The following is a 17,647-nucleotide window of genomic DNA, read 5'->3' as shown; positions in this document are numbered from 1 at the left end:
GGGGGTCTAGAGCCCCGTCGGCGCGCCGTTCTCGATCGGTGGGGCCTTGCAGCGGCCGGCGCGAGCCTGGACCACGTAGAGCAGGGCGCGGCCCTGGGCGAAGGCGCTGTGCTCGGCCAGCGGGTTGGTCGGCTGGCCGGTGGTCAGGCTGAGCGCCTGCTCGCCGCTGCCGGCCGCGGACTGGCCCAGCGCGGACTGGTTCCACTTGCTAAGTTGGGCGGCGCAGGCGGCGACCACGGCGTCGGCCACGACCTCGGCGCTGTCCTTCGAGCCGGCCAGGCTGTAGGCCCAGCGACGCGTGCATTCTTCGACCGGCATCGACGGATCTGCCGCGGCCGTGGCGCCGGGCGCGGTCTTGAAGTCGGCGCAGATCTTGGGATTGGCCATGCTGTCATGGCCGTTCTCGCACGCGGCGAGGCCGAGGGTAGCGAGGGCCAGAACGGCCATCACGGGCTTGCGGATCATCGTCTGGATTTCCGTTGTTTCTTAGCGGGGGCAGATCTGGACGTTGCGCGAGCTCAGACGGCCGCGGTCGTCGTAATAGGAGATCGTCGCGTCACGGCATGAGCCACCGGACGGGGCGGTGTTGGACACCTGTTGGAAGGTCCCGTTCTGGACCGTGCCGCTGGCGACCGGATTGCCCATGTGGTCGTAATAGACCTGACGGACCGGCTGAGCCTGGGGCGACGGCGCATAGCCGCGCGAGCTTGAGCCGGAGCTGTAATAGGCCGTGCGCGTGCGGTGGCAGCCGCTCTTGCCGATCTCGCGGCCGACCAGCGCGCCGCCGACGCCGCCGATCAGAAGACCGCCGCCGCCCTTGGAGATGGCGTTGCCGACCAGGGCGCCGCCCAGGCCGCCGATGACGGTGCCGGTGGCCTTGCGGCTGCGACAGGATGCGGCGTTCGCGTCGGTCGGCGCCATCATGGCGGGAAGAGCCATGGCGCCGACAGCCAGGCCGATAACGATAAGACGTGGCATGTGATCCTCGCCAGTGAAGGTCCCTCGGGCTTCACAACGCGGCTCACCGCCGGAAGGATGCAGACCTGTCGACTAGGCGACTTGGTAGTCGGGCCGTGTCCGGGTCTCGCGCCAATAGGCGGCCAGGCCCAGAGCCTCGGTCAGCTGGGCGAAACGCGGGTCGCCGCGCATCCCCGCTGTGGACGGGAAGAACAGGAAGTTGGTCCGGCGGTCGGCCAGCGGCGTGAAAGCCTTCTGGCGCATGGCGAACCGGACGTCCGGCACCACGAAGCCGCGCCCGAAGAAGTAGGCCTGGCCGATCTCGAAGGCCGTATCGCTTCGCCCCAAGGCAGAGGCGAACTGGACCGAATTCTCGGCATGACCCGCGCCTTCGCGCGCCGAGGCCTGGATGCGCTCGATGGCGGCGTCGATATCGGCCGGCATGCGGCTGACCATGCCCTTGGCGACCTGGCGGATCGTCTGGAAATTGCTCTCGTCGACGTTCTCGGGGCGGCCTTCCAGGTTCTCGACCTTGGCCAGGGCCTCGCGGGCGCGGCCGGTGTAGAGCAGCAGGTGGAAGTGGGTGAACCACACCGCGAAGTGCGTGGGGTACATCGACACGGCGCGCGCGATCGCCCGGTCGGCCTCCTGCAGCCGTCCCGCCGACCACAGGGCCTGGACCTGGCGTTGGACGCGGCCGGGCGTGGGATAGTTGGCGGTGTCGACCGTGTCGTACAGGGCCGCGCCTTCGCGCCAGCGACCGACGGCGCCCAGCACCTCGGCCAGCATCATGCGGGCGGGCAGGTTCTCGGGATGGTCCTTGATCAGGTCGCGCAGGGACCGCTCGGACCAGGCCCAGTGTCGCAGACCCGGCTCCAGCAGGATGAGCGCCGCGCGCGCGTTCGGATCGCCGGGATGGAGCGCCTCGGCGCGTCGAGCCGCCTCGCGGGCTCGGGCGATCAGGTCGGCCTGCACCTGGGGTGAGCGGCGCTGGACGGCGGCGGCATAGCAGAAGGCCAGCACGCCCCAGGCGGTCTCGTCGTTGGGGCTGAGCTCGACGGCGCGCTTGAGCAGGCCGATGGCCTGGTCGTTGCTCTCGGCCGTGCCCTGTTCCAGGGCGGTGGTGGCCTGGACGATCAGCGGCGTGACGTTCGGCCTGGCGGGCTTGAGCCAGCGGCGGCCCAGCAGCGCGCCCGCGCCGATCGCGACGACGCCCGCCGCGCCGCTGGCGATCAGCAGGCGGCGATCGGGGCGGGCGGGGGCCTGCGCCGACGTTTCGTCCTGGCCCTCGACCAGCAGGCGGTAGCCGACCTTGGTGATGGTCTCGATGCGGAAGACGCCGGTCTCGTCGGCCAGGCGGCGCAGGCGCGAGATCACCCGGTTGATGGCGTCCTCGCCGACGATGCGGCCCGACCAGCAGCGGACGGTCAGGTCGTCGCGGCTGACGATGGCGCCGTCGGCCTGCGCCAGGGCGACCAGCACCTGCATGACGCGGGGCTCCAGCACGGTCTCGCGACCATCGGCCTCGATAACCTGGCGAAGGGACGGGCGCACCGAAACGCCGCCGACCGCGAAGTCGGGCGCGTGCGCCAGATCAATCGGCTTTTGGTCCTCTCCCAACGCGCGTTCCCCGAGCACACCGTCGAACTTCGCCTTAGCGCGTCTTGGTCGGCGTTTCATCAGGCAATCATCGGTTCGCCGTCCTGTCCATCAGACGACCTCGCTGCGATCCCGGCCGCTGACGCCAAGCGGTCAGGAGACCAGATGACATGCCTATCGACATCGCCATTCTCTCGGGCAAGGCCTCCGCGCGGAAGCTCTCCGGCGAGCGGATGTTCTTCACCGCCCTGGCGGCCAGCATGCTGCTGGCGGTGCTGGTCGGCTTTGGCCGCACCTACTACTTCCGCGCTCTGCTGCCGCCCCAGCCGATGGTCTTGCCGCCGTCGGCCCTGGTGCACGTCCACGCGACGCTTTTCAGCGCCTGGATCGTCCTGTTCATGGTCCAGGTCGGCTTCGTGGCCGCGGGCCGGCGGGACCTGCACATGAAGCTGGGCCTGGTCGGCCTGCCCATGGTGCTGTCGATGATCGTGGTCGGGACCCTGACCGGCCTGAACCTCTCCAAGCGGCTGGCGGGGCTGCCGTTCGATCCGTTCATGATGATGGCGCTGCCGCTGCTGTCCATGGTGGGATGCTCTGGCCTGTTCCTGGCGGCCCTGGCCCTACGGCGCAGTCCGGCGGCGCACAAGCGGTTGATGATCCTGGGCATGGCCGCCATGATCGGCGCCGCCTTCGCCCGCATGCCGTTCATTCCGTTCCTGATCGGGTCGTTCTTCCTGCCGAACATCTACACGGTCGCGCTTATGGCTTGGGACGTGGTTACCGACCGCCGCCCGCACCGCTCGACGTTGGCGGGCGGCCTGGTGGTCCTGGGGGCGACCGTGGGCATTCTGTTCGTCTGGCAAAACCCGCTGTGGCTTGCCTTTGCGAAGTGGGCTTCGGCGCTGGTGATCTAGAACCGCGACCGATCGTCTCGAATTCACGATTAACCTGGATTCACCACGCGTGAGGACCTGGCCTTAACCATCACGCCCCATCCTGTATTGAAATGGGACTGGAGGGGCGGATGGCCCAGCACGTGGAAACCTTGGTGATCGGCGCCGGACCGGCCGGCCTGACGACCGCCTATACGCTGGCCAAGGCGGGCCGCGGCGTGACCGTGCTGGAGATGGACCCGACCTATGTCGGCGGCATCAGCCGGACCGTGGACTACAAGGGCTTCAAGTTCGACATCGGCGGTCACCGCTTCTTCTCGAAGAGCAAGGAGATCGTCGACCTTTGGAACGAGATCCTGCCCGACGACTTCATCGACCGGCCGCGCCTGTCGCGCATCTACTACCGCGAGAAGTTCTACGCCTATCCGCTGAAGGCCTTCGAGGCTCTCGCGAACCTCGGCGTCTGGACCGCGACCAAGTGCATGGCCTCGTTCGGCTGGGCCAAGCTGAACCCGATCGCCAAGCCCACCACCTTCCACGAATGGGTCCGCAACCAGTTCGGTGAGAAGCTGTTCTCGATCTTCTTCAAGACCTACACCGAGAAGGTGTGGGGCATGAGCTGCGACGAGATCTCGGCCGACTGGGCCAGCCAGCGCATCAAGGGCCTGGACCTGGCCGCCGCCATCATCGACGGCGTCAAGCGCTCGCTGGGCGTCAAGGCCAAGGCCATCGGTGAAGGCGCGCCCAAGACCCTGATCGAGAGCTTCCGTTATCCCCGCAAGGGCCCCGGCATGATGTGGGAAGCCTGCGCGCAGAAGATCATCGCCCTGGGCGGCTTGGTCCGCATGGGCCGCAAGGTCGACGGGCTGCACTACGACAAGCTGGCCAAGATCTGGACCGTCTCGGTGACCAGCGCGGACGGCAAGAAAGAGATCTACACGGCCGACGACGTCGTCTCCTCGGCCCCGATCCGTGAGCTGATGCAGGCGGTTTCGCCGACCCCGATCAGCGTCTTCCACGCCGGCGAGTTGATGTACCGCGACTTCCTGACGGTGGTGCTGATTGGCAAGCCGCAGAAGGAACTGCCCGACAACTGGATCTATATCCACGACCCGTCGGTGAAGGTCGGCCGCGTGCAGAACTTCCGCTCGTGGTCGCCTGAGATGATCCCGGACGGCGTCTCGACGTGCCTCGGTTTGGAATACTTCTGCTTCGAGGGCGACGGCCTGTGGGTCACCTCGGACGAGGACCTGGTCGCCCAGGCCAAGCGCGAGATCGCCAAGATCGGCCTGATGGATCCCGCCGATGTCTACGACGCCTGCGTGGTGCGCCAGCACAAGGCCTATCCGGTCTATGACGACGCCTATGCCGAGCACATCAAGATGATCCGCCTGGATCTGAAGATGCACTTCCCGAGCCTGCACCTGGTCGGCCGCAACGGCATGCACAAGTACAACAACCAGGACCACGCCATGATGACCGGCGTCCTGACCGCCGAGAACATCATCGCCGGCGAGACCCTGCACGACGTGTGGGAGGTCAACGAGGACGCCGAGTACAGCGAGGCCGGCGTCTCGGGCGCTCGCGAGGCCCTGCGCAGCGAACGGATGGTCCCGAAGAAGGTCGCCGCCTGATCATGAGACGGCTCTCGAGGCTCATACCCGAGGGGCTGCGTGAGCTGGCGCTGTACGGCCTGGCCAGCGCCCTGGCGCTGGGCCTGGACTATAGCGTTTTGCTGGGGCTGACGGCGCTGGGCGTGAACTATCTGGTCGCCTCGGGGACGGGGTTCACCAGCGGCATCGCCGTCACCTATCTGCTGTCGATCTCGGTGGTGTTCCGCCACCGTCCGGTCGCCGACCGCCGGCGTGAGTTTATCGGCTTCATCGGCGTGGGCCTGGCTGGCCTGATCCTGACCCAGGGCCTGATGGCGCTGTGGGTCGAGGTGCTGCACATGACGCCCGGTCTGGCCAAGATCCCGACCGCGGGGATCGTCTTCCTGTTCAACTTCACCGTCCGCCGGGCGCTGCTGTTCAAGGCCCCGCGCACCGCCCCCGCTCAGCCGTGAGCCGGCGCGATAAGATCCTGGGTCTGCTGGCCGCGTTCGGCATCTTCCTGCTGAGCCGCCCGTACCAGGGCGTGCGTCACGACGGTCGCCTGTATGTCGCCGACGCCCTCGCCAAGCTCGATCCTGGCGGCGTGGGCAAGGACCTGATGTTCGTCCATGACGGCCAGTTCGGGTTCAGCCTGTACACGCCCCTGCTGGCCAAGCTGATCGCGGCGTTCGGCCTGTCGAACGGCGCGCTGGCGATCGTCGTCGTCACCCTGCTGCTCTGGTTCGCGGCCCTGGCGCTGCTGGTCGATACGCTGCTGGCGGACCGGCCGCCGGCCCTGCGCTGGGCGGCCGTGGTCTTCGCCGTGGCCTTGCCGTCGCTGTACGGCCCGCTGGACATCATCGGCTTTGGCGAGCCCTACGCCACGCCGCGCGCCCTGGCCGAGACGGCGGGGTTTGCGGGCATGGCGGCCTATCTGTCCGGCCGCCGGTTCGCGGGGCTGGGCCTTTGCCTGCTGGCCATGCTGTTCCACCCGATCATGGGCCTGTGCGCGGCGGCGGCCATTGGCCTGGCCATGTGTTTCGAGGACCGTCGCTGGCTGTGGGCGGGCCTTGTCGGGATCGTCGTCGTCACGATCGCGGGCCTGCTGCATCTGCCCGTCGCCGAGCGCATCGTCACCGTCATGGATCCGGCCTGGCGGACGGTGGTCGAGGCGCGCAGCCCGATCGTGTTTCCCTCGCTGTGGCCGCTCGAGACCTGGAATCGCCTGGCGGTCCACGCCTGCACCCTGGCCGCCGGCGCTTTCCTGCTGAACGGCGCGCCGCGTCGCCTGGCGCTGGGCGCGCTGATCGCCGGCCTGGCCGGCGTGGCCGTCACCGCGATCCTGGGCGATGGCCTGTCACTGCTGCTGTTCCTGCAGGTCCAGGCCTGGCGGATGCTGGAGCCGATGGCGGTGCTGGCCGCTATGAGCCTGGCCGTTATGTGCGTCGAGCTGCCCCGGCGCGGGCCGTCGGGCCTGCTGGGCCTGGCCTTTCTGGGCTCGGCCTGGATGTTCCGCGAGGTCGGCGCCCTGGGCCTGAGCCTCGCCGCGATCGGCCTGCTGTTCGTGCTGGTCGGCGACAAGATGCACTACAGCCGGCCGGCGCTGTTTCGCGCCGTGGCCATCGGGCTGCTGGTCGTGTCAGCCCTGTTCTATGCCGGCCTGCGCGGTGCGGGTCTGGCCCATGCGCTGGAGCGGTTGCCGCAGGCCTGGCCGTTCAGCCAGGGCTATGTCTGGGGCAGCGACCTGCCGGGTCTCGTGATCGTCCTGATCGTCGGCCTGGGCCTGGCGCGGGGCTGGACCGCGCCGCCGGCGCCCATCCGCATCGCCTCTGTCGCTGTGATCGGCCTGCTGGCCGCCGCGTTGTGGGACGACCGCTCGGCCTATGTCCGCCATCGCGACGAGGGGAGGGACCCAGCCCTGGTCGCCCTGACCGCGTCACGGCCCGGCGCGGTGCTGTGGGGCAGCGGCGATGTCGAGCCCTGGCAATTGATGGGGCGAGCCACCTGGTCCAGCAAGGAACAGAGCGCAGGCGTGGTGTTCTCGCGCCCCCTGGCGCTGACGCTGTGGGACAGGTCGGAGCGCCTCCAGGCGGCGGGTCTGGTCGGGCGGGACTGGATGCGCACCCAGACGGTCGCGGCGCAACGCGTGTCGCCGCCGAAGCCGGCCAATGTCCGCGCTTTCTGCGCCGCCTCGGACGCGCCGGCCTGGATCGTTCGGCCGCTATGGGATGACGAAGGCCCGCTGGACCCAGCGCTCAAGGCGGGCGCCTGGACGCCAAAGGCGCCGTACGTCCTGGAACTCACGGATGCTTCGGGCAGCGCTTGGCGGACGGCTCGGCGCTACGCCGTGATCCCCTGCGCCGGCGGCTGAGCCGTCTCGGTCAGCGTCTCCGACTCGCTCAGGCGGCTCGCGCTCCAGCAAATGAAATGCACGAAGGCGTCGGCCAGGCCGACCATGGCCGCCAGCACGAACACGCTCGTCATCACCAGGATCACCACGACGGACATGTTTTTCTCCTATCCCGCCCAGAACAGCGGAGACGGAGAAATCTGGTTCCAATGTTAGCGCTAACAATCGTGGAAAAACCACGACTGTGGTTGACAACGTTGTCACGCTTCCGGTGAATGGCGCGTTCGCGCAAAGACGGACTCAGAAACATCGTCGCTTAGGGAGTGGTGAAGTGATTGCGGTAAAATACAGCCTCGAGGGCGCCGTCCGATGACCGACGCCGCGATCGCGAAAACCACGACGAAAGGCAACGGCGTCAAGCTGGCCGTCGTCTATGTGACCTGCCTGTTCTTCATCTGGGCCCTGGTCACCAACCTGCTCGACCCGCTGCTGAAGACCTTCAAGACCGTCTTCACTTTGAGCCCCGTCGAAGCCAGCCTGACGGGCTTTGCCTTCTTCATCGCCTACGGGATCATGTCGCTGCCGTCGGCCGCGTTCCTGTCCAAGCTGGGCTACGCCAAGTCGGTGATGGTCGGCCTGGGCGGCATCGTCGCCGGCTGCTTCATCGCCATCGCCGCGGCCAAGCTGCACACCTTCGGGATCTTCCTGGTCGGCCTGTTCGTCATGGCCTCGGGCGTGACCCTGCTGCAGGTGGCCGCCAACCCGCTGATCGCCTCGATGGGCAAGCCCGAAGAGTCGTCGTTCCGCCTGAACCTGTCGCAAGCGTTCAACTCGCTGGGCGCGGCCTGCGGCCTGTGGTTCGGCGCCAACTTCCTGCTCAAGGGCGAGATCTTCACCAAGGACGTGGTGATCACCCAGGCCATGCGCGAGCAGGCGCTGGGCTTCGTCTCCAACGTCTACCTCGCCATCGGCGTGGGTCTGGCGCTGTTCATCCTGCTGATCTTCCTGGTCCGCCAGAAGATCACCGACGCCGCGCCGAAGACCGGCCACCTGGTCAACCCGTTCACCGCCCTGACCTCGAAGTGGGCGAACCTGGGCGCGATCGGCATCTTCCTGTACGTCGGCGCTGAAGTCGCGATCTCGCTGCACCTGCTGCTGTTCCTGGAGCAGGCGCGCATCCTGGACATCCCGTCCGAGCAGGCCGGCAAGCTGACCACCTTCTACATGGTGTTCGCCATGATCGGTCGCTTCGGCGGCTCGGCCCTGCTGAAGACGGTGAAGGACTACGCCCTGCTGACCTTCGTGGCCGTGGGCGCCATCGCCCTGTGCCTGGTCGTCATCGTGACTAAGGACATGACCCCGACGGCTCACACCGGCACCGTGAACCTGCTGCTGGCCTCGGCCCCGCTGACCAGCGGCCTGATCCCGGCCTTCGCGGCGCTGCTGATCGGCCTGTTCAACTCGATCATGTTCCCGACCATCTTCACCCTGACCCTGCAACGCTCCTCGGCGCCGACCTCGGCGACCTCGGGTCTGCTGTGCATGGCCATCGTCGGCGGCGCCTTCCTGCCGCTGGCCTTCGCCAAGATCGAGGAGCTGACCGGCTCGATCTCGATGGGCTTCATCGCTCCGCTGGTCTGCTACCTCTACGTCCTGTGGTTCGCGATCGTGGCCAAGAAGGCCCCGACGCACGAGATCGAGGAAGGCGTGGCCGGCGGCCACTAAGCCTCGAAGGACTTTTCCGAACTACCTGCAAGCACCCCGGGGAAGCACGTGTTCCCGGGGGATTTTTTTAGTGTGCATCCGGCGGAGGCTTGGCGCCGGCCAGGGGCGGGGGCTTGCAGAACGGGGCCATGACCAGGGCGGCCAGGAACAGCACGGCCATCACTCGGAAGACGTCGTTGAAGGCCAGGGTCAGGGCCTCGCGGCCGACCACCTTGGCCAGTTCGCCCTGCAGGATCAGCGCGGCCTGGGCAGCGTCGGGCGTGCGCTCGGCGATGCGGGCGGCCAGCGTGGAGAGGGCGTCGGTCCCCGAGCGGCCGGCCTGGCCCAGGGCCTCGCCAAAGCGGGCCACGTGGATGCGGGCGTTGTCGCCCAGCCAGGTGTTGACCACGGCGATGCCGATGGCCCCGCCCAGGTTGCGCATCAGGTTGAACAGGCCCGAGGCGTAGCGCAGCGCGGCCATCTCGAACCCGCCGAGCGCCAGCGTCACGCTGGGCACGATGCACAGCATGATCGCGAAACCGCGCAGGGCCTGCGGAGCCAGCAGGGCCATGAAGCCCCACTCGCTGGTCATGTGCGAGGTCAGCCACAGGGCGGCGGCGAACAGGGTCAGGCCGGCGCTGACGACGATGCGCGGATCGACCCGCGTCGACAGCCGCGCGGCGATCACCGTCGACAGGATCTGGGCGATGCCGGTGACGAAGACCGTCGTGCCGATCTCCAGGCTGTCATAGCCGCGCACCCGGCCCAGGAAGACGGGGATCAGATAGGTCGACGAATAGAGGCCGAAACCGATCACCAGGTTGAACAGGCAGGCGAAGGCGAAGGTCGGTTTGCGGAACGGCGACAGCCGCACGATCGGCCCGCCCGACCGGAACGAGCGCTCGATGAACAGGGCGAAGGCCACGACGCTGACCCAGGCGGCGATCGCGATGTGGGTGTCTTCGAACCACTGCTTGCGCGGGCCTTCCTCCAGCACGAACTCCAGGCCGCCCAGGAAGATCGCCATCGCCGCCAGGTGCGAATAGTCGATCTTCTTGAGCATCGAGAGATTCGGTCGGTCGACCTTGATGACGTTGATCGCCAGCAGGGTGACGAGCGCGCCTGGCACGATGTTGATGTAGAAGATCGAGCGCCAGCCGATGGCGTCGGTCAGCCAGCCGCCGACCGTGGGGCCCAGGGTCGGGGCCAGCACCGAGACCATGCCCAGGATCGCCGGGATCATCGCCCGCTGCGGTCCGGAGAACATCGCGAAACCCGTGGCGAAGACGGTCGGCACCATGGCCCCGCCGGTGAAGCCCTGCAGCACACGGAACAGGATCATCGAGTCGATGTCCCAGGCCATGCCGCACAGGGCCGACGAGATCGTGAACAGGCCCGCCGACAGGGCGAACAGCCACCGCGTCGACAGCGCCTGAGCCAGGAAGGCCGCGAACGGGATCATCACCAGCTCGGCCATGAGGTAGCCGGTCTGCACCCAGCTGATCTCGTCCGGTCCGGCGGACAGACCCGCCTGCACGTCGTTCAGCGAGGCGGCGACGATCTGGATGTCGATCAGGGCCATGAACTGGCCGAACGCCATCACGCCGAAGATCAGGAACTTGGTCCGGTCGGGCAGGGCCCCAGGGTCGATCGGCGGTTGGCTCACGGAGCGCCCCTTGAAAGTATGATGGCTATAATATTATATGCGTCATGTAATCGAGGCCGCAAGATGCGCTACGACAACGAACACAAGGCGCGCACCCGCCAGAAGGTGCTGGACGAGGCCGCCAAGGCCATCCGCGAGGAGGGGCCGCACCGCCTGGGCGTGGCCGGGATCATGGCCCGCGCGGGCCTGACGCACGGCGGCTTCTACGCCCACTTCCCGTCGAAGGAGGCGTTCGTCGCCGACGCCATCGCCCACATGTTCGAAGGCGGGCCGACGGTCATGCTGGAGAAGGTCAAGGAGCTGCCGCCGCGCGAAGCCCTCACCGGCTATATCGACTTCTACCTGTCGGCCCGGCACCGCGACTCGCGGACCGGCGGCTGCCCGCTGCCGTACCTGGCCGTCGACGCGCCGCGGCTGTCCGAGGCCTCGCGCGAACGCTACGCCAAGGGCGTGGCGCACCTGACCGGGATCATCGCCACGCACCTGTCGGCCCTGGGCCGCGACCATGCCGAGGACGAGGCCAGCTCGACCCTGGCCGAATTGGTCGGCGCCCTGACCCTGGCGCGGGCCGAGCCCGACGCCGACCGCTCCGACGCCATTCTCGAACGCTCGCGGACGCACCTGAAGCGCCGCCTCGGCCTGGAGGCCGCCCAATGACCGACGCCACGTTCAAGGAAGGCCTCGTCGAGGCCCCGGCCGCCAAGGCCAAGAAGGCGCCGTTCTCGCGCAAGACCGTGCTGGCTGTCGGCGGGGCGATCGTCGTCGCGGCCGGCGGCGCGGCGCTGATCGCCATGCCCAAGGGCGCGGTCTCGACCGACGCGGCCTATGTCCAGGCCGACAGCTCCAGCGTCGCGCCCAAGGTCCGAGGCCTGGTGTCCCAGGTGCTGGTCGCCCACAACCAGTCCGTCAAGCGCGGCGACCCGCTGGTCCGCATCGATCCCGAGGAGTTCGACGCCCGCGTGGCCTCGGCCGACGCCGACATCGCCAATGCCGAGGCCGCCGCCGCCAGCGCGCGAGCCGCTTTGATCTCGCTGGACGCCGAGCAGCGCCTGGCCGGTTCCAACATCCGCGCCGCCCAGACCGGGATCGCCGCCGCCGACGCCGAGAACGTCCGCGCCCAGGCCGACCGCAAGCGCTACGAGGACCTCGCCGACAGCGGGGCGGTGGCCCGGCGCGATGTCGAACGCTTCCGCGCCGCCGCCGTCGGGGCCCAGTCGGCCGCCGACCGCAGCCGCGCCCAGCTATCGGTCAGCCAGGACCAGGCCGCTGTCACCGCCGCCAAGCGCGCCACCCTGACTGCCAATCTGGCTCAGGCCGAAGCCGCCGTGGCCCGCGCTCGCGCCGCCTCGATCCTGGCCCGCCAGGACCAGACGCATACGGTGATCGTCTCGCCGATGGACGGCGTGGTGGGCGACCGCCAAGCCGAGCCCGGCGACTACGTCCAGCCCGGCACGCGACTGATGACCATCGTCCCGATGAAGGCGCTCTATGTGGTCGCCAACTTCAAGGAGACCCAGGTCGCGCGCATGCTTCCGGGCCAGGAAGCGACGATCAAGGTCGACGCCCTGGACGGCAAGGCGCTGAAGGGTCACGTCGAGAGCTTCGCGCCGGGCTCGGGCTCGCAGTTCTCGCTGCTGCCGTTCGAACCGGGCACGGGCAACTTCACCAAGATCGTCCAGCGCGTGCCGGTGCGCATCCGCATCGATCCGGGCCAGGCCGAGGTCGCGCGTCTGCGGCCGGGCTTGTCGACGACGGTGAAGGTGAAGCTGAAAGGCTAGCGCCGCAGGGCGCGGTCCCGCAGCTTCAGGAACGGTCGCTCGACGGCGTAGTGCAGCGCCAGCGCGGCCACGATCACGGTGCAGCCATAGAGCGCCAGGGCCGGCCAGCCCGAGAGGGCTTCCGAGTCCAGCCAGGCCTTGTCCAGCGTGTAGACCGGCTTGTGGACCAGGTAGAGGCTGTAGGACAGCGTCGCCAAGGTCGCGACGCCGGGCAGGGGGATCCTGGCCAGCCACGGCTCGGCGTCCAGCGAGGCCGACAGCAGGAGGGCGCAGGCCAGCGAGAACAGCGGATAGCCGAAGGTCGAGCCGGCGAAGTCCAGGTGCGGGCCCTGGTCCTTGATCACTAGCAAGGCGCCGGCCATGACCGCGAGACCGCCCAGCAGCGCCGCCCATGACGGCAACCAGCAGGCCATCAGCTGGGGCCGGAAGGTCCGTCCCGCCGCCAGCAGCACACCTAGCAGCAGGCCGTCCAACCGCACCCAGGTCGGATAGTAGAGCTTGGCCATGTAGAGGTTCCACGGCGCGTCGGCCACGGACGGGTAGAGCCCGGCCCGCAAGGCCATGCCGCCCACCAGGATCAAGCCGGCGAGAACCGGGCCAATCCACTTGGCGCGACCCCGCAGGGCCAGCAGGGTCAGGGGCGCCAGCAGGTAGAAGTACTCCTCCACGCACAACGACCAGGCTGAGCTGAACGTCCCGGCCGCCTTGCTGTCGAGGTCCCAGTTCATGCTGAAGGTCAGGAACCGCCAGGCGGGCAGCATGTCCTTGCCTTCGCGCATGGTCGGGACCAGCAGATACAGCGCCAGCACGGCCAGGAACGCCGGCAGGATGCGAAAGGCGCGTCGCAGGTAGAAGTCGGCGAAGTCGATGCGGCGGCCCTGGGCCATCCGCGCCATCAGCTGGCCGCCGATCAGATAGCCGCTCAGCACGAAGAAGACGTCGACCCCCAGCCAGCCCCACGGCCAGGCGTCCGGCAGTATCCCGACCCGCGCGGGCCGGGGCAGGTGCCACAGCATGACCATCAGCACGGCGAGGGCGCGCAGCAGGTCCGGTCCGACGGCGCGAGGTGACTTGGTCGCGGGCGCTCCAGCGTCGTTCACTGCGCTCGCATAGTCCGCCACACGCATGCCTGCCCCCTTTGCCGCAAAGGCAATTGCAGCCCCCGGCGAGTCCTGTCGAGAGGCCGGAAAGAGCATCACGCGAAGTTGCTGCCGAGCCTTTAGGCGCCGGGGCATGATTCAGTTTTCCTGGTAGGGGCTCCCGGAAAACCTCGCTCGTAATTCCCACTACGGCGCACGACATTTATCGCCTGAGTATTTCGTCGAGGATCGAACATGGCCGTAGCCAAGAGTAGCCGCTTCATCAGCGGGTTCGGGTTCCAGGTTCTGGCCGCCATGGTCGTGGGTCTGGGCCTGGGCCTGCTGGCGCGCCACCTGGGACCGGCGGAAGGGCAGGCGGGCTACGCCCTGGCCGAGACCCTGCACCAGGTGGGCTCGATCTTCGTCCAACTGCTGCGCGTCCTGGTGCCGCCGCTGGTGTTCACGGCCATCGTCGCCTCGATCGCCAACATCGCCCAGCTGCAGAACGCCGCCCGCCTGGTCTGGCGCACCCTGTTCTGGTTCGCGGTCACCGCCCTGATCGCGGTGCTGATCGGCATCGTCCTGGGTCTGATCCTGCAGCCGGGCCTGCACACCACGGTCGAGGCCGCCGCGGCCAAGGCGCCCAAGACCCACGGCTCGTGGCTCGACTTCCTGACCGGCTTGGTGCCCGGCAACATCCTGGGCCTGGCCGCCTCGACCAAGGTCGTCGAGGGCGCGGCCACGACCTCGCTGTCGTTCAACGTCCTGCAGATCGTGGTCATCTCGCTGGTCACCGGCGTCGCGGCCCTGAAGGTCGGCGAGGCGGGCGAGGCCTTCCTGAAGTTCAACGCCTCGGCCCTGGCCATCGTGCGCAAGGTGCTGTGGTGGGTGATCCGCCTGACGCCCATCGGCACCATCGGCCTGTTTGGCAACGCGGTGGCCCAGTACGGCTGGACCACTCTGGGCCAACTGGGCGCCTTCACCGGCGCGATCTATATCGGTCTGGCCCTGGTGCTGCTGGTCGTCTACCCGACGATCCTGGCGCTGAATGGCCTCAACCCCGTGAAGTTCTTCCAGGGGGCCTGGCCGGCGATCCAACTGGGTTTCGTGTCGCGCTCGTCGGTCGGCACCCTGCCGGTGACGGAAGCGGTGACCGAGACCAGCCTGGGCGTGCCGCGCGCCTATGCCGCCTTCGCCGTGCCGTTCGGCGCGACCACCAAGATGGACGGCTGCGCAGCGATCTATCCGGCGATCTCAGCGATCTTCGTGGCCCAGTTCTTCGGCGTGCACCTGGGCTGGTCGGACTATTTCCTGATCGTCTTCGTCTCGGTGATCGGCTCGGCCGCCACGGCGGGCCTGACCGGCGCGACCGTGATGCTGACCCTGACCCTGTCGACCCTGGGCCTGCCGCTGGAAGGCGTGGGCTTGCTGCTGGCCATCGACCCGATCCTGGACATGGGCCGCACCGCCGTGAACGTCGCCGGTCAGGCCCTGGTCCCGACCATCGTGGCCAAGCGGGAAGGGATCCTGGACCTGGAGACCTACAACGCCGCTCGCGTTCCGGCCGAGGCGCAATTGCACCCCGCCGAATAGGCGAGCGCGGTTGCGCCGGGAGGCTTTAGCGGCAATTTTGCCGGCCTGTTGAAGCGTCCCCGGGGGATTCCATGACTTTGAAGACGACGAACGGCGCCCCCGTGGGGGCCAGCCGACGCGCCTTCCTGTCCGGTGCCGCGGCCCTGGCGGGCCTGGCCGTCACCGCCCCCAAGGCCTTCGCCGCCTCCAGTCGTGTCGAGGCCCTGCTGGCCCAGATGACGATCGAGGAGAAGGCCGGCCAGCTGTCGTGCTTCGCCGACATGATCCGGCCGCCGATCGGCGACATGAACCCGCTGGTCAATATCCGCAACGCCCAGATCCTGACCGCCGAGGTCAAGGCCGGCCGCATCGGCGCGCTGTTCAATGGCGTCGGCGCCCAGGCCGCGCGCGACACCCAGAAGGCCGCGATCGAGGGCTCGCGGCTGAAGATCCCGCTGCTGTTCGCCGCCGACGTGATCCACGGTTTCCGCACGGTGTTCCCGATCCCGCTAGCCGAGGCCGCCAGCTTCGACCCACACCTGGCCGAGCGCACCGCCCGCGCCACGGCGGTCGAGGCCACGGCCTCGGGCCTGCACTGGACCTTCGCGCCGATGGTCGACGTCGCCCGCGACCAGCGCTGGGGCCGGGTGGCCGAAGGCTCGGGCGAGGACGTGTTCTTGGGCGAGGTGCTGGCCGCCGCTCGCGTGCGGGGCTTCCAGGGCAAGGACCTGAAGGCCGACGACAGCATGCTGGCCACGCCCAAGCACTTCGCCGCCTATGGCGCGGTGACGGCGGGGCTGGAGTACAATTCCGTCGAGCTGTCGGACGCCACGCTGCGCGAGGTGCACCTGCCGCCGTTCCAGGCCGCCTTCGCGGCCGGCGCCCTGACCACCATGTCGGCGTTCAACGACGTCAACGGCGTGCCGGCCACGGCCAACAAGATGCTGCTGACCGACATCCTGCGCGGGGAGTGGGGGTTTAAGGGTGTGGTGGTCTCGGACTACACGGCCGACCAGGAGCTGGTGGCCCACGGCTTCGCCGCCGACGACCGCGACGCCGCCCGCCTGGCCATCCTGGCCGGCGTCGACATGAGCATGCAGAGCGGCCTCTACAATCGCTACCTGCCGGAACTGGTCGCCTCGGGCGCGGTGCCGATGGCGGTGGTCGACGCCTCGGTGCGCCGCGTGCTGGCGCTGAAGGAGGCGATCGGCCTCTTCGACAATCCCTATCGCTCGCTGGACCCGCGCGACGAGGCCGAGCATACCGCGACGCCCGCCATCCGGGCCCTGAGCCGCGAAGCCGGCGCGCGGTCGATCGTGCTGCTGAAGAACGACCGGGCGCTGCTGCCGCTGCCCAAGGCCGGCAAGCGCCTGGCGCTGATCGGTCCGTTTGCGGACGATCGCGACAACGTGCTGGGCGCCTGGGGCGGCTTCTTCGCCGACCGCAGCCTGAACGTCGACCTGGCCACGGGCCTGCGCGCCCAGCTGGCTGACCCCGGCAGCCTGATCGTCGAGCGCGGCTGCGAGGTCGAGACCACTATCGCCGACGGCTTCGAGCGCGCCGTGGCCGCGGCCCGCGCCGCCGACATCGTCCTGCTGGCCATCGGCGAGAGCCAGGACATGACGGGCGAGGCCAAGTCGCGCACAGACATCCGCATCCCGCCCGTCCAGCAGCGCCTGGCCGAGGCCATCGCCGCCACGGGCAAGCCGGTTATCGTGCTGCTGCGCCACGGCCGCGCCATCCAGCTGGATGGTGTGGTCCGCGACGCCCCGGCGATCGTGGCGACCTGGTTCCTGGGCAGCGAGATGGGCAACGCCGTGGCCGACGTGCTGTTCGGGGCTGTGAACCCGTCGGGCAAGCTGCCGGTCAGCTTCCCGATCGACAGCGGCCAGGAGCCGTTCTTCTACAACGGCCGCACCACCGGCCGTCCCGCGCCGTCCGATCCGAACGGCCAGGAGTACAAGGCGCGCTGGCGCTCGATCCGCAACGACGCGCTCTATCCGTTCGGCTTCGGCCTCAGCTACACGCGCTTCGACGTCACCGACATGAAGCTGTCGACGCCGCGCCTGGCCTGGAACGACACGCTGCACGTGAGCGCCAAGGTCAAGAACAGCGGCAACCTGCACGGCGACCATGTCGTTCAGCTGTACATCCGGGACCGTGTCGCCAGCCGCACCCGGCCAGTGCGCGAGCTGAAGGGCTTCCAGCGCGTCTCCCTGGCGCCGGGCGCCGAGCGGGAGGTGCGGTTCGAACTGAAGCGACAACACCTGATGTTTGTCGGCGACAACGACTATTGGATCTCCGAACCCGGAGTATTCGACGTCTGGATCGCCAGTTCTTCGGTCGACGGATTAGCCGCCAGTTTCGAGCTTCTCCCGGTTGGGTAGAGGGTGACTCGCGAATCGCGTGTTCGACCGTAAACGGCTCGGAGGGGCTCCAAGAGCCGCAAACGGCTCG

Annotated in this window: 15 protein-coding genes; 9 read left to right on the top strand and 6 right to left on the bottom strand. The window is 68.5% G+C overall.

Going from position 1 to position 17,647, the window contains the following annotated elements; all coding sequences use genetic code 11:
* Positions 1-6 precede the first annotated feature (6 nt).
* The 3 genes from AC1RR5_RS19355 to AC1RR5_RS19345 all read right to left on the bottom strand — a co-directional run bounded on the left by AC1RR5_RS19355 (position 7) and on the right by AC1RR5_RS19345 (position 2,577).
* Positions 7-465: a hypothetical protein gene (locus AC1RR5_RS19355; RefSeq protein ID WP_492924037.1), complete on the bottom strand. Its 459-nt coding sequence runs from the start codon at positions 463-465 to the stop codon at positions 7-9.
* 21 nt (positions 466-486) lie between these two features.
* A complete protein-coding gene (locus tag AC1RR5_RS19350) occupies positions 487-978 on the bottom strand; it encodes a hypothetical protein (RefSeq protein WP_492924035.1) in 492 nt (163 codons plus the stop codon).
* 72 nt (positions 979-1,050) lie between these two features.
* Positions 1,051-2,577, bottom strand: a complete 1,527-nt coding sequence (locus AC1RR5_RS19345) for a winged helix-turn-helix domain-containing protein (protein WP_492924033.1) — start codon at positions 2,575-2,577, stop codon at positions 1,051-1,053.
* Positions 2,578-2,726: 149 nt separating this feature from the next.
* Between AC1RR5_RS19345 and AC1RR5_RS19340 the strand changes: the two genes are divergently transcribed.
* From AC1RR5_RS19340 to AC1RR5_RS19325, 4 genes are all read left to right on the top strand, one after another.
* Complete coding sequence (locus AC1RR5_RS19340) at positions 2,727-3,470, top strand: hypothetical protein (RefSeq protein WP_492924031.1); 744 nt, start codon at positions 2,727-2,729, stop codon at positions 3,468-3,470.
* Positions 3,471-3,580: 110 nt separating this feature from the next.
* Positions 3,581-5,083 carry an NAD(P)/FAD-dependent oxidoreductase gene (locus AC1RR5_RS19335; protein ID WP_492924029.1) on the top strand — a complete coding sequence of 501 codons (1,503 nt, stop codon included), beginning with the start codon at positions 3,581-3,583 and terminating at the stop codon, positions 5,081-5,083.
* Positions 5,084-5,085: 2 nt separating this feature from the next.
* Positions 5,086-5,514: a GtrA family protein gene (locus AC1RR5_RS19330; protein ID WP_492924027.1), complete on the top strand. Its 429-nt coding sequence runs from the start codon at positions 5,086-5,088 to the stop codon at positions 5,512-5,514.
* Positions 5,511-7,412 carry a hypothetical protein gene (locus AC1RR5_RS19325; RefSeq protein WP_492924025.1) on the top strand — a complete coding sequence of 634 codons (1,902 nt, stop codon included), beginning with the start codon at positions 5,511-5,513 and terminating at the stop codon, positions 7,410-7,412. Before AC1RR5_RS19330 ends, AC1RR5_RS19325 begins: the two co-directional genes overlap by 4 nt.
* On the opposite strand, the gene AC1RR5_RS19320 is transcribed toward AC1RR5_RS19325, so the two are convergent.
* On the bottom strand, positions 7,382-7,549 hold the full coding sequence (locus tag AC1RR5_RS19320) for a hypothetical protein (RefSeq protein WP_492924023.1): 168 nt from the start codon (positions 7,547-7,549) through the stop codon (positions 7,382-7,384). The genes AC1RR5_RS19325 and AC1RR5_RS19320 overlap by 31 nt on opposite strands.
* Positions 7,550-7,760: 211 nt before the next feature.
* On the opposite strand from AC1RR5_RS19320, the gene AC1RR5_RS19315 reads away from it, so the two are divergent.
* A complete protein-coding gene (locus tag AC1RR5_RS19315; protein WP_492924021.1) occupies positions 7,761-9,116 on the top strand; it encodes a sugar MFS transporter in 1,356 nt (451 codons plus the stop codon).
* Between the two features lie 67 nt (positions 9,117-9,183).
* Here AC1RR5_RS19315 and AC1RR5_RS19310 read toward each other — a convergent pair whose 3' ends face one another.
* Positions 9,184-10,761 (bottom strand): DHA2 family efflux MFS transporter permease subunit, encoded by a 1,578-nt coding sequence (locus AC1RR5_RS19310; RefSeq protein WP_492924019.1) that lies wholly within the window; start codon positions 10,759-10,761, stop codon positions 9,184-9,186.
* Between the two features lie 63 nt (positions 10,762-10,824).
* On the opposite strand from AC1RR5_RS19310, the gene AC1RR5_RS19305 reads away from it, so the two are divergent.
* Complete coding sequence (locus AC1RR5_RS19305) at positions 10,825-11,418, top strand: TetR/AcrR family transcriptional regulator (protein ID WP_492924017.1); 594 nt, start codon at positions 10,825-10,827, stop codon at positions 11,416-11,418.
* Positions 11,415-12,539, top strand: coding sequence for an HlyD family secretion protein (locus AC1RR5_RS19300; protein ID WP_492924015.1), 1,125 nt, complete (start codon positions 11,415-11,417; stop codon positions 12,537-12,539). Before AC1RR5_RS19305 ends, AC1RR5_RS19300 begins: the two co-directional genes overlap by 4 nt.
* On the opposite strand, the gene AC1RR5_RS19295 is transcribed toward AC1RR5_RS19300, so the two are convergent.
* Positions 12,536-13,666: an acyltransferase family protein gene (locus tag AC1RR5_RS19295; RefSeq protein WP_492924013.1), complete on the bottom strand. Its 1,131-nt coding sequence runs from the start codon at positions 13,664-13,666 to the stop codon at positions 12,536-12,538. The two genes, AC1RR5_RS19300 and AC1RR5_RS19295, sit on opposite strands and share 4 nt — an antisense overlap.
* A gap of 207 nt (positions 13,667-13,873) precedes the next feature.
* Here AC1RR5_RS19295 and AC1RR5_RS19290 point away from each other — a divergent pair, with 207 nt between their 5' ends.
* Both AC1RR5_RS19290 and bglX read left to right on the top strand, forming a co-directional pair.
* Complete coding sequence (locus tag AC1RR5_RS19290) at positions 13,874-15,211, top strand: dicarboxylate/amino acid:cation symporter (protein WP_492924011.1); 1,338 nt, start codon at positions 13,874-13,876, stop codon at positions 15,209-15,211.
* Positions 15,212-15,282: 71 nt separating this feature from the next.
* Positions 15,283-17,577, top strand: a complete 2,295-nt coding sequence (bglX, locus tag AC1RR5_RS19285; RefSeq protein WP_492924009.1) for a beta-glucosidase BglX — start codon at positions 15,283-15,285, stop codon at positions 17,575-17,577.
* The last annotated feature ends 70 nt before the right edge of the window (positions 17,578-17,647 follow it).

It is taken from the genome of Caulobacter sp. GW821-FHT11E11 (assembly GCF_058808315.1).
Note: the sequence above shows the minus strand (reverse complement) of the source record. Positions and strands in the feature narration are given on the sequence as shown.

Coding starts and splice junctions, on each gene's coding strand:
- AC1RR5_RS19355 (WP_492924037.1), bottom strand. CDS start 465: ATGATCCGCAAGCCCGTGATGGCCGTTCTGGCCCTCGCTACCCTCGGC.
- AC1RR5_RS19350 (WP_492924035.1), bottom strand. CDS start 978: ATGCCACGTCTTATCGTTATCGGCCTGGCTGTCGGCGCCATGGCTCTT.
- AC1RR5_RS19340 (WP_492924031.1), top strand. CDS start 2,727: ATGCCTATCGACATCGCCATTCTCTCGGGCAAGGCCTCCGCGCGGAAG.
- AC1RR5_RS19335 (WP_492924029.1), top strand. CDS start 3,581: ATGGCCCAGCACGTGGAAACCTTGGTGATCGGCGCCGGACCGGCCGGC.
- AC1RR5_RS19330 (WP_492924027.1), top strand. CDS start 5,086: ATGAGACGGCTCTCGAGGCTCATACCCGAGGGGCTGCGTGAGCTGGCG.
- AC1RR5_RS19320 (WP_492924023.1), bottom strand. CDS start 7,549: ATGTCCGTCGTGGTGATCCTGGTGATGACGAGCGTGTTCGTGCTGGCG.
- AC1RR5_RS19315 (WP_492924021.1), top strand. CDS start 7,761: ATGACCGACGCCGCGATCGCGAAAACCACGACGAAAGGCAACGGCGTC.
- AC1RR5_RS19305 (WP_492924017.1), top strand. CDS start 10,825: ATGCGCTACGACAACGAACACAAGGCGCGCACCCGCCAGAAGGTGCTG.
- AC1RR5_RS19300 (WP_492924015.1), top strand. CDS start 11,415: ATGACCGACGCCACGTTCAAGGAAGGCCTCGTCGAGGCCCCGGCCGCC.
- AC1RR5_RS19295 (WP_492924013.1), bottom strand. CDS start 13,666: ATGCGTGTGGCGGACTATGCGAGCGCAGTGAACGACGCTGGAGCGCCC.
- AC1RR5_RS19290 (WP_492924011.1), top strand. CDS start 13,874: ATGGCCGTAGCCAAGAGTAGCCGCTTCATCAGCGGGTTCGGGTTCCAG.
- bglX (WP_492924009.1), top strand. CDS start 15,283: ATGACTTTGAAGACGACGAACGGCGCCCCCGTGGGGGCCAGCCGACGC.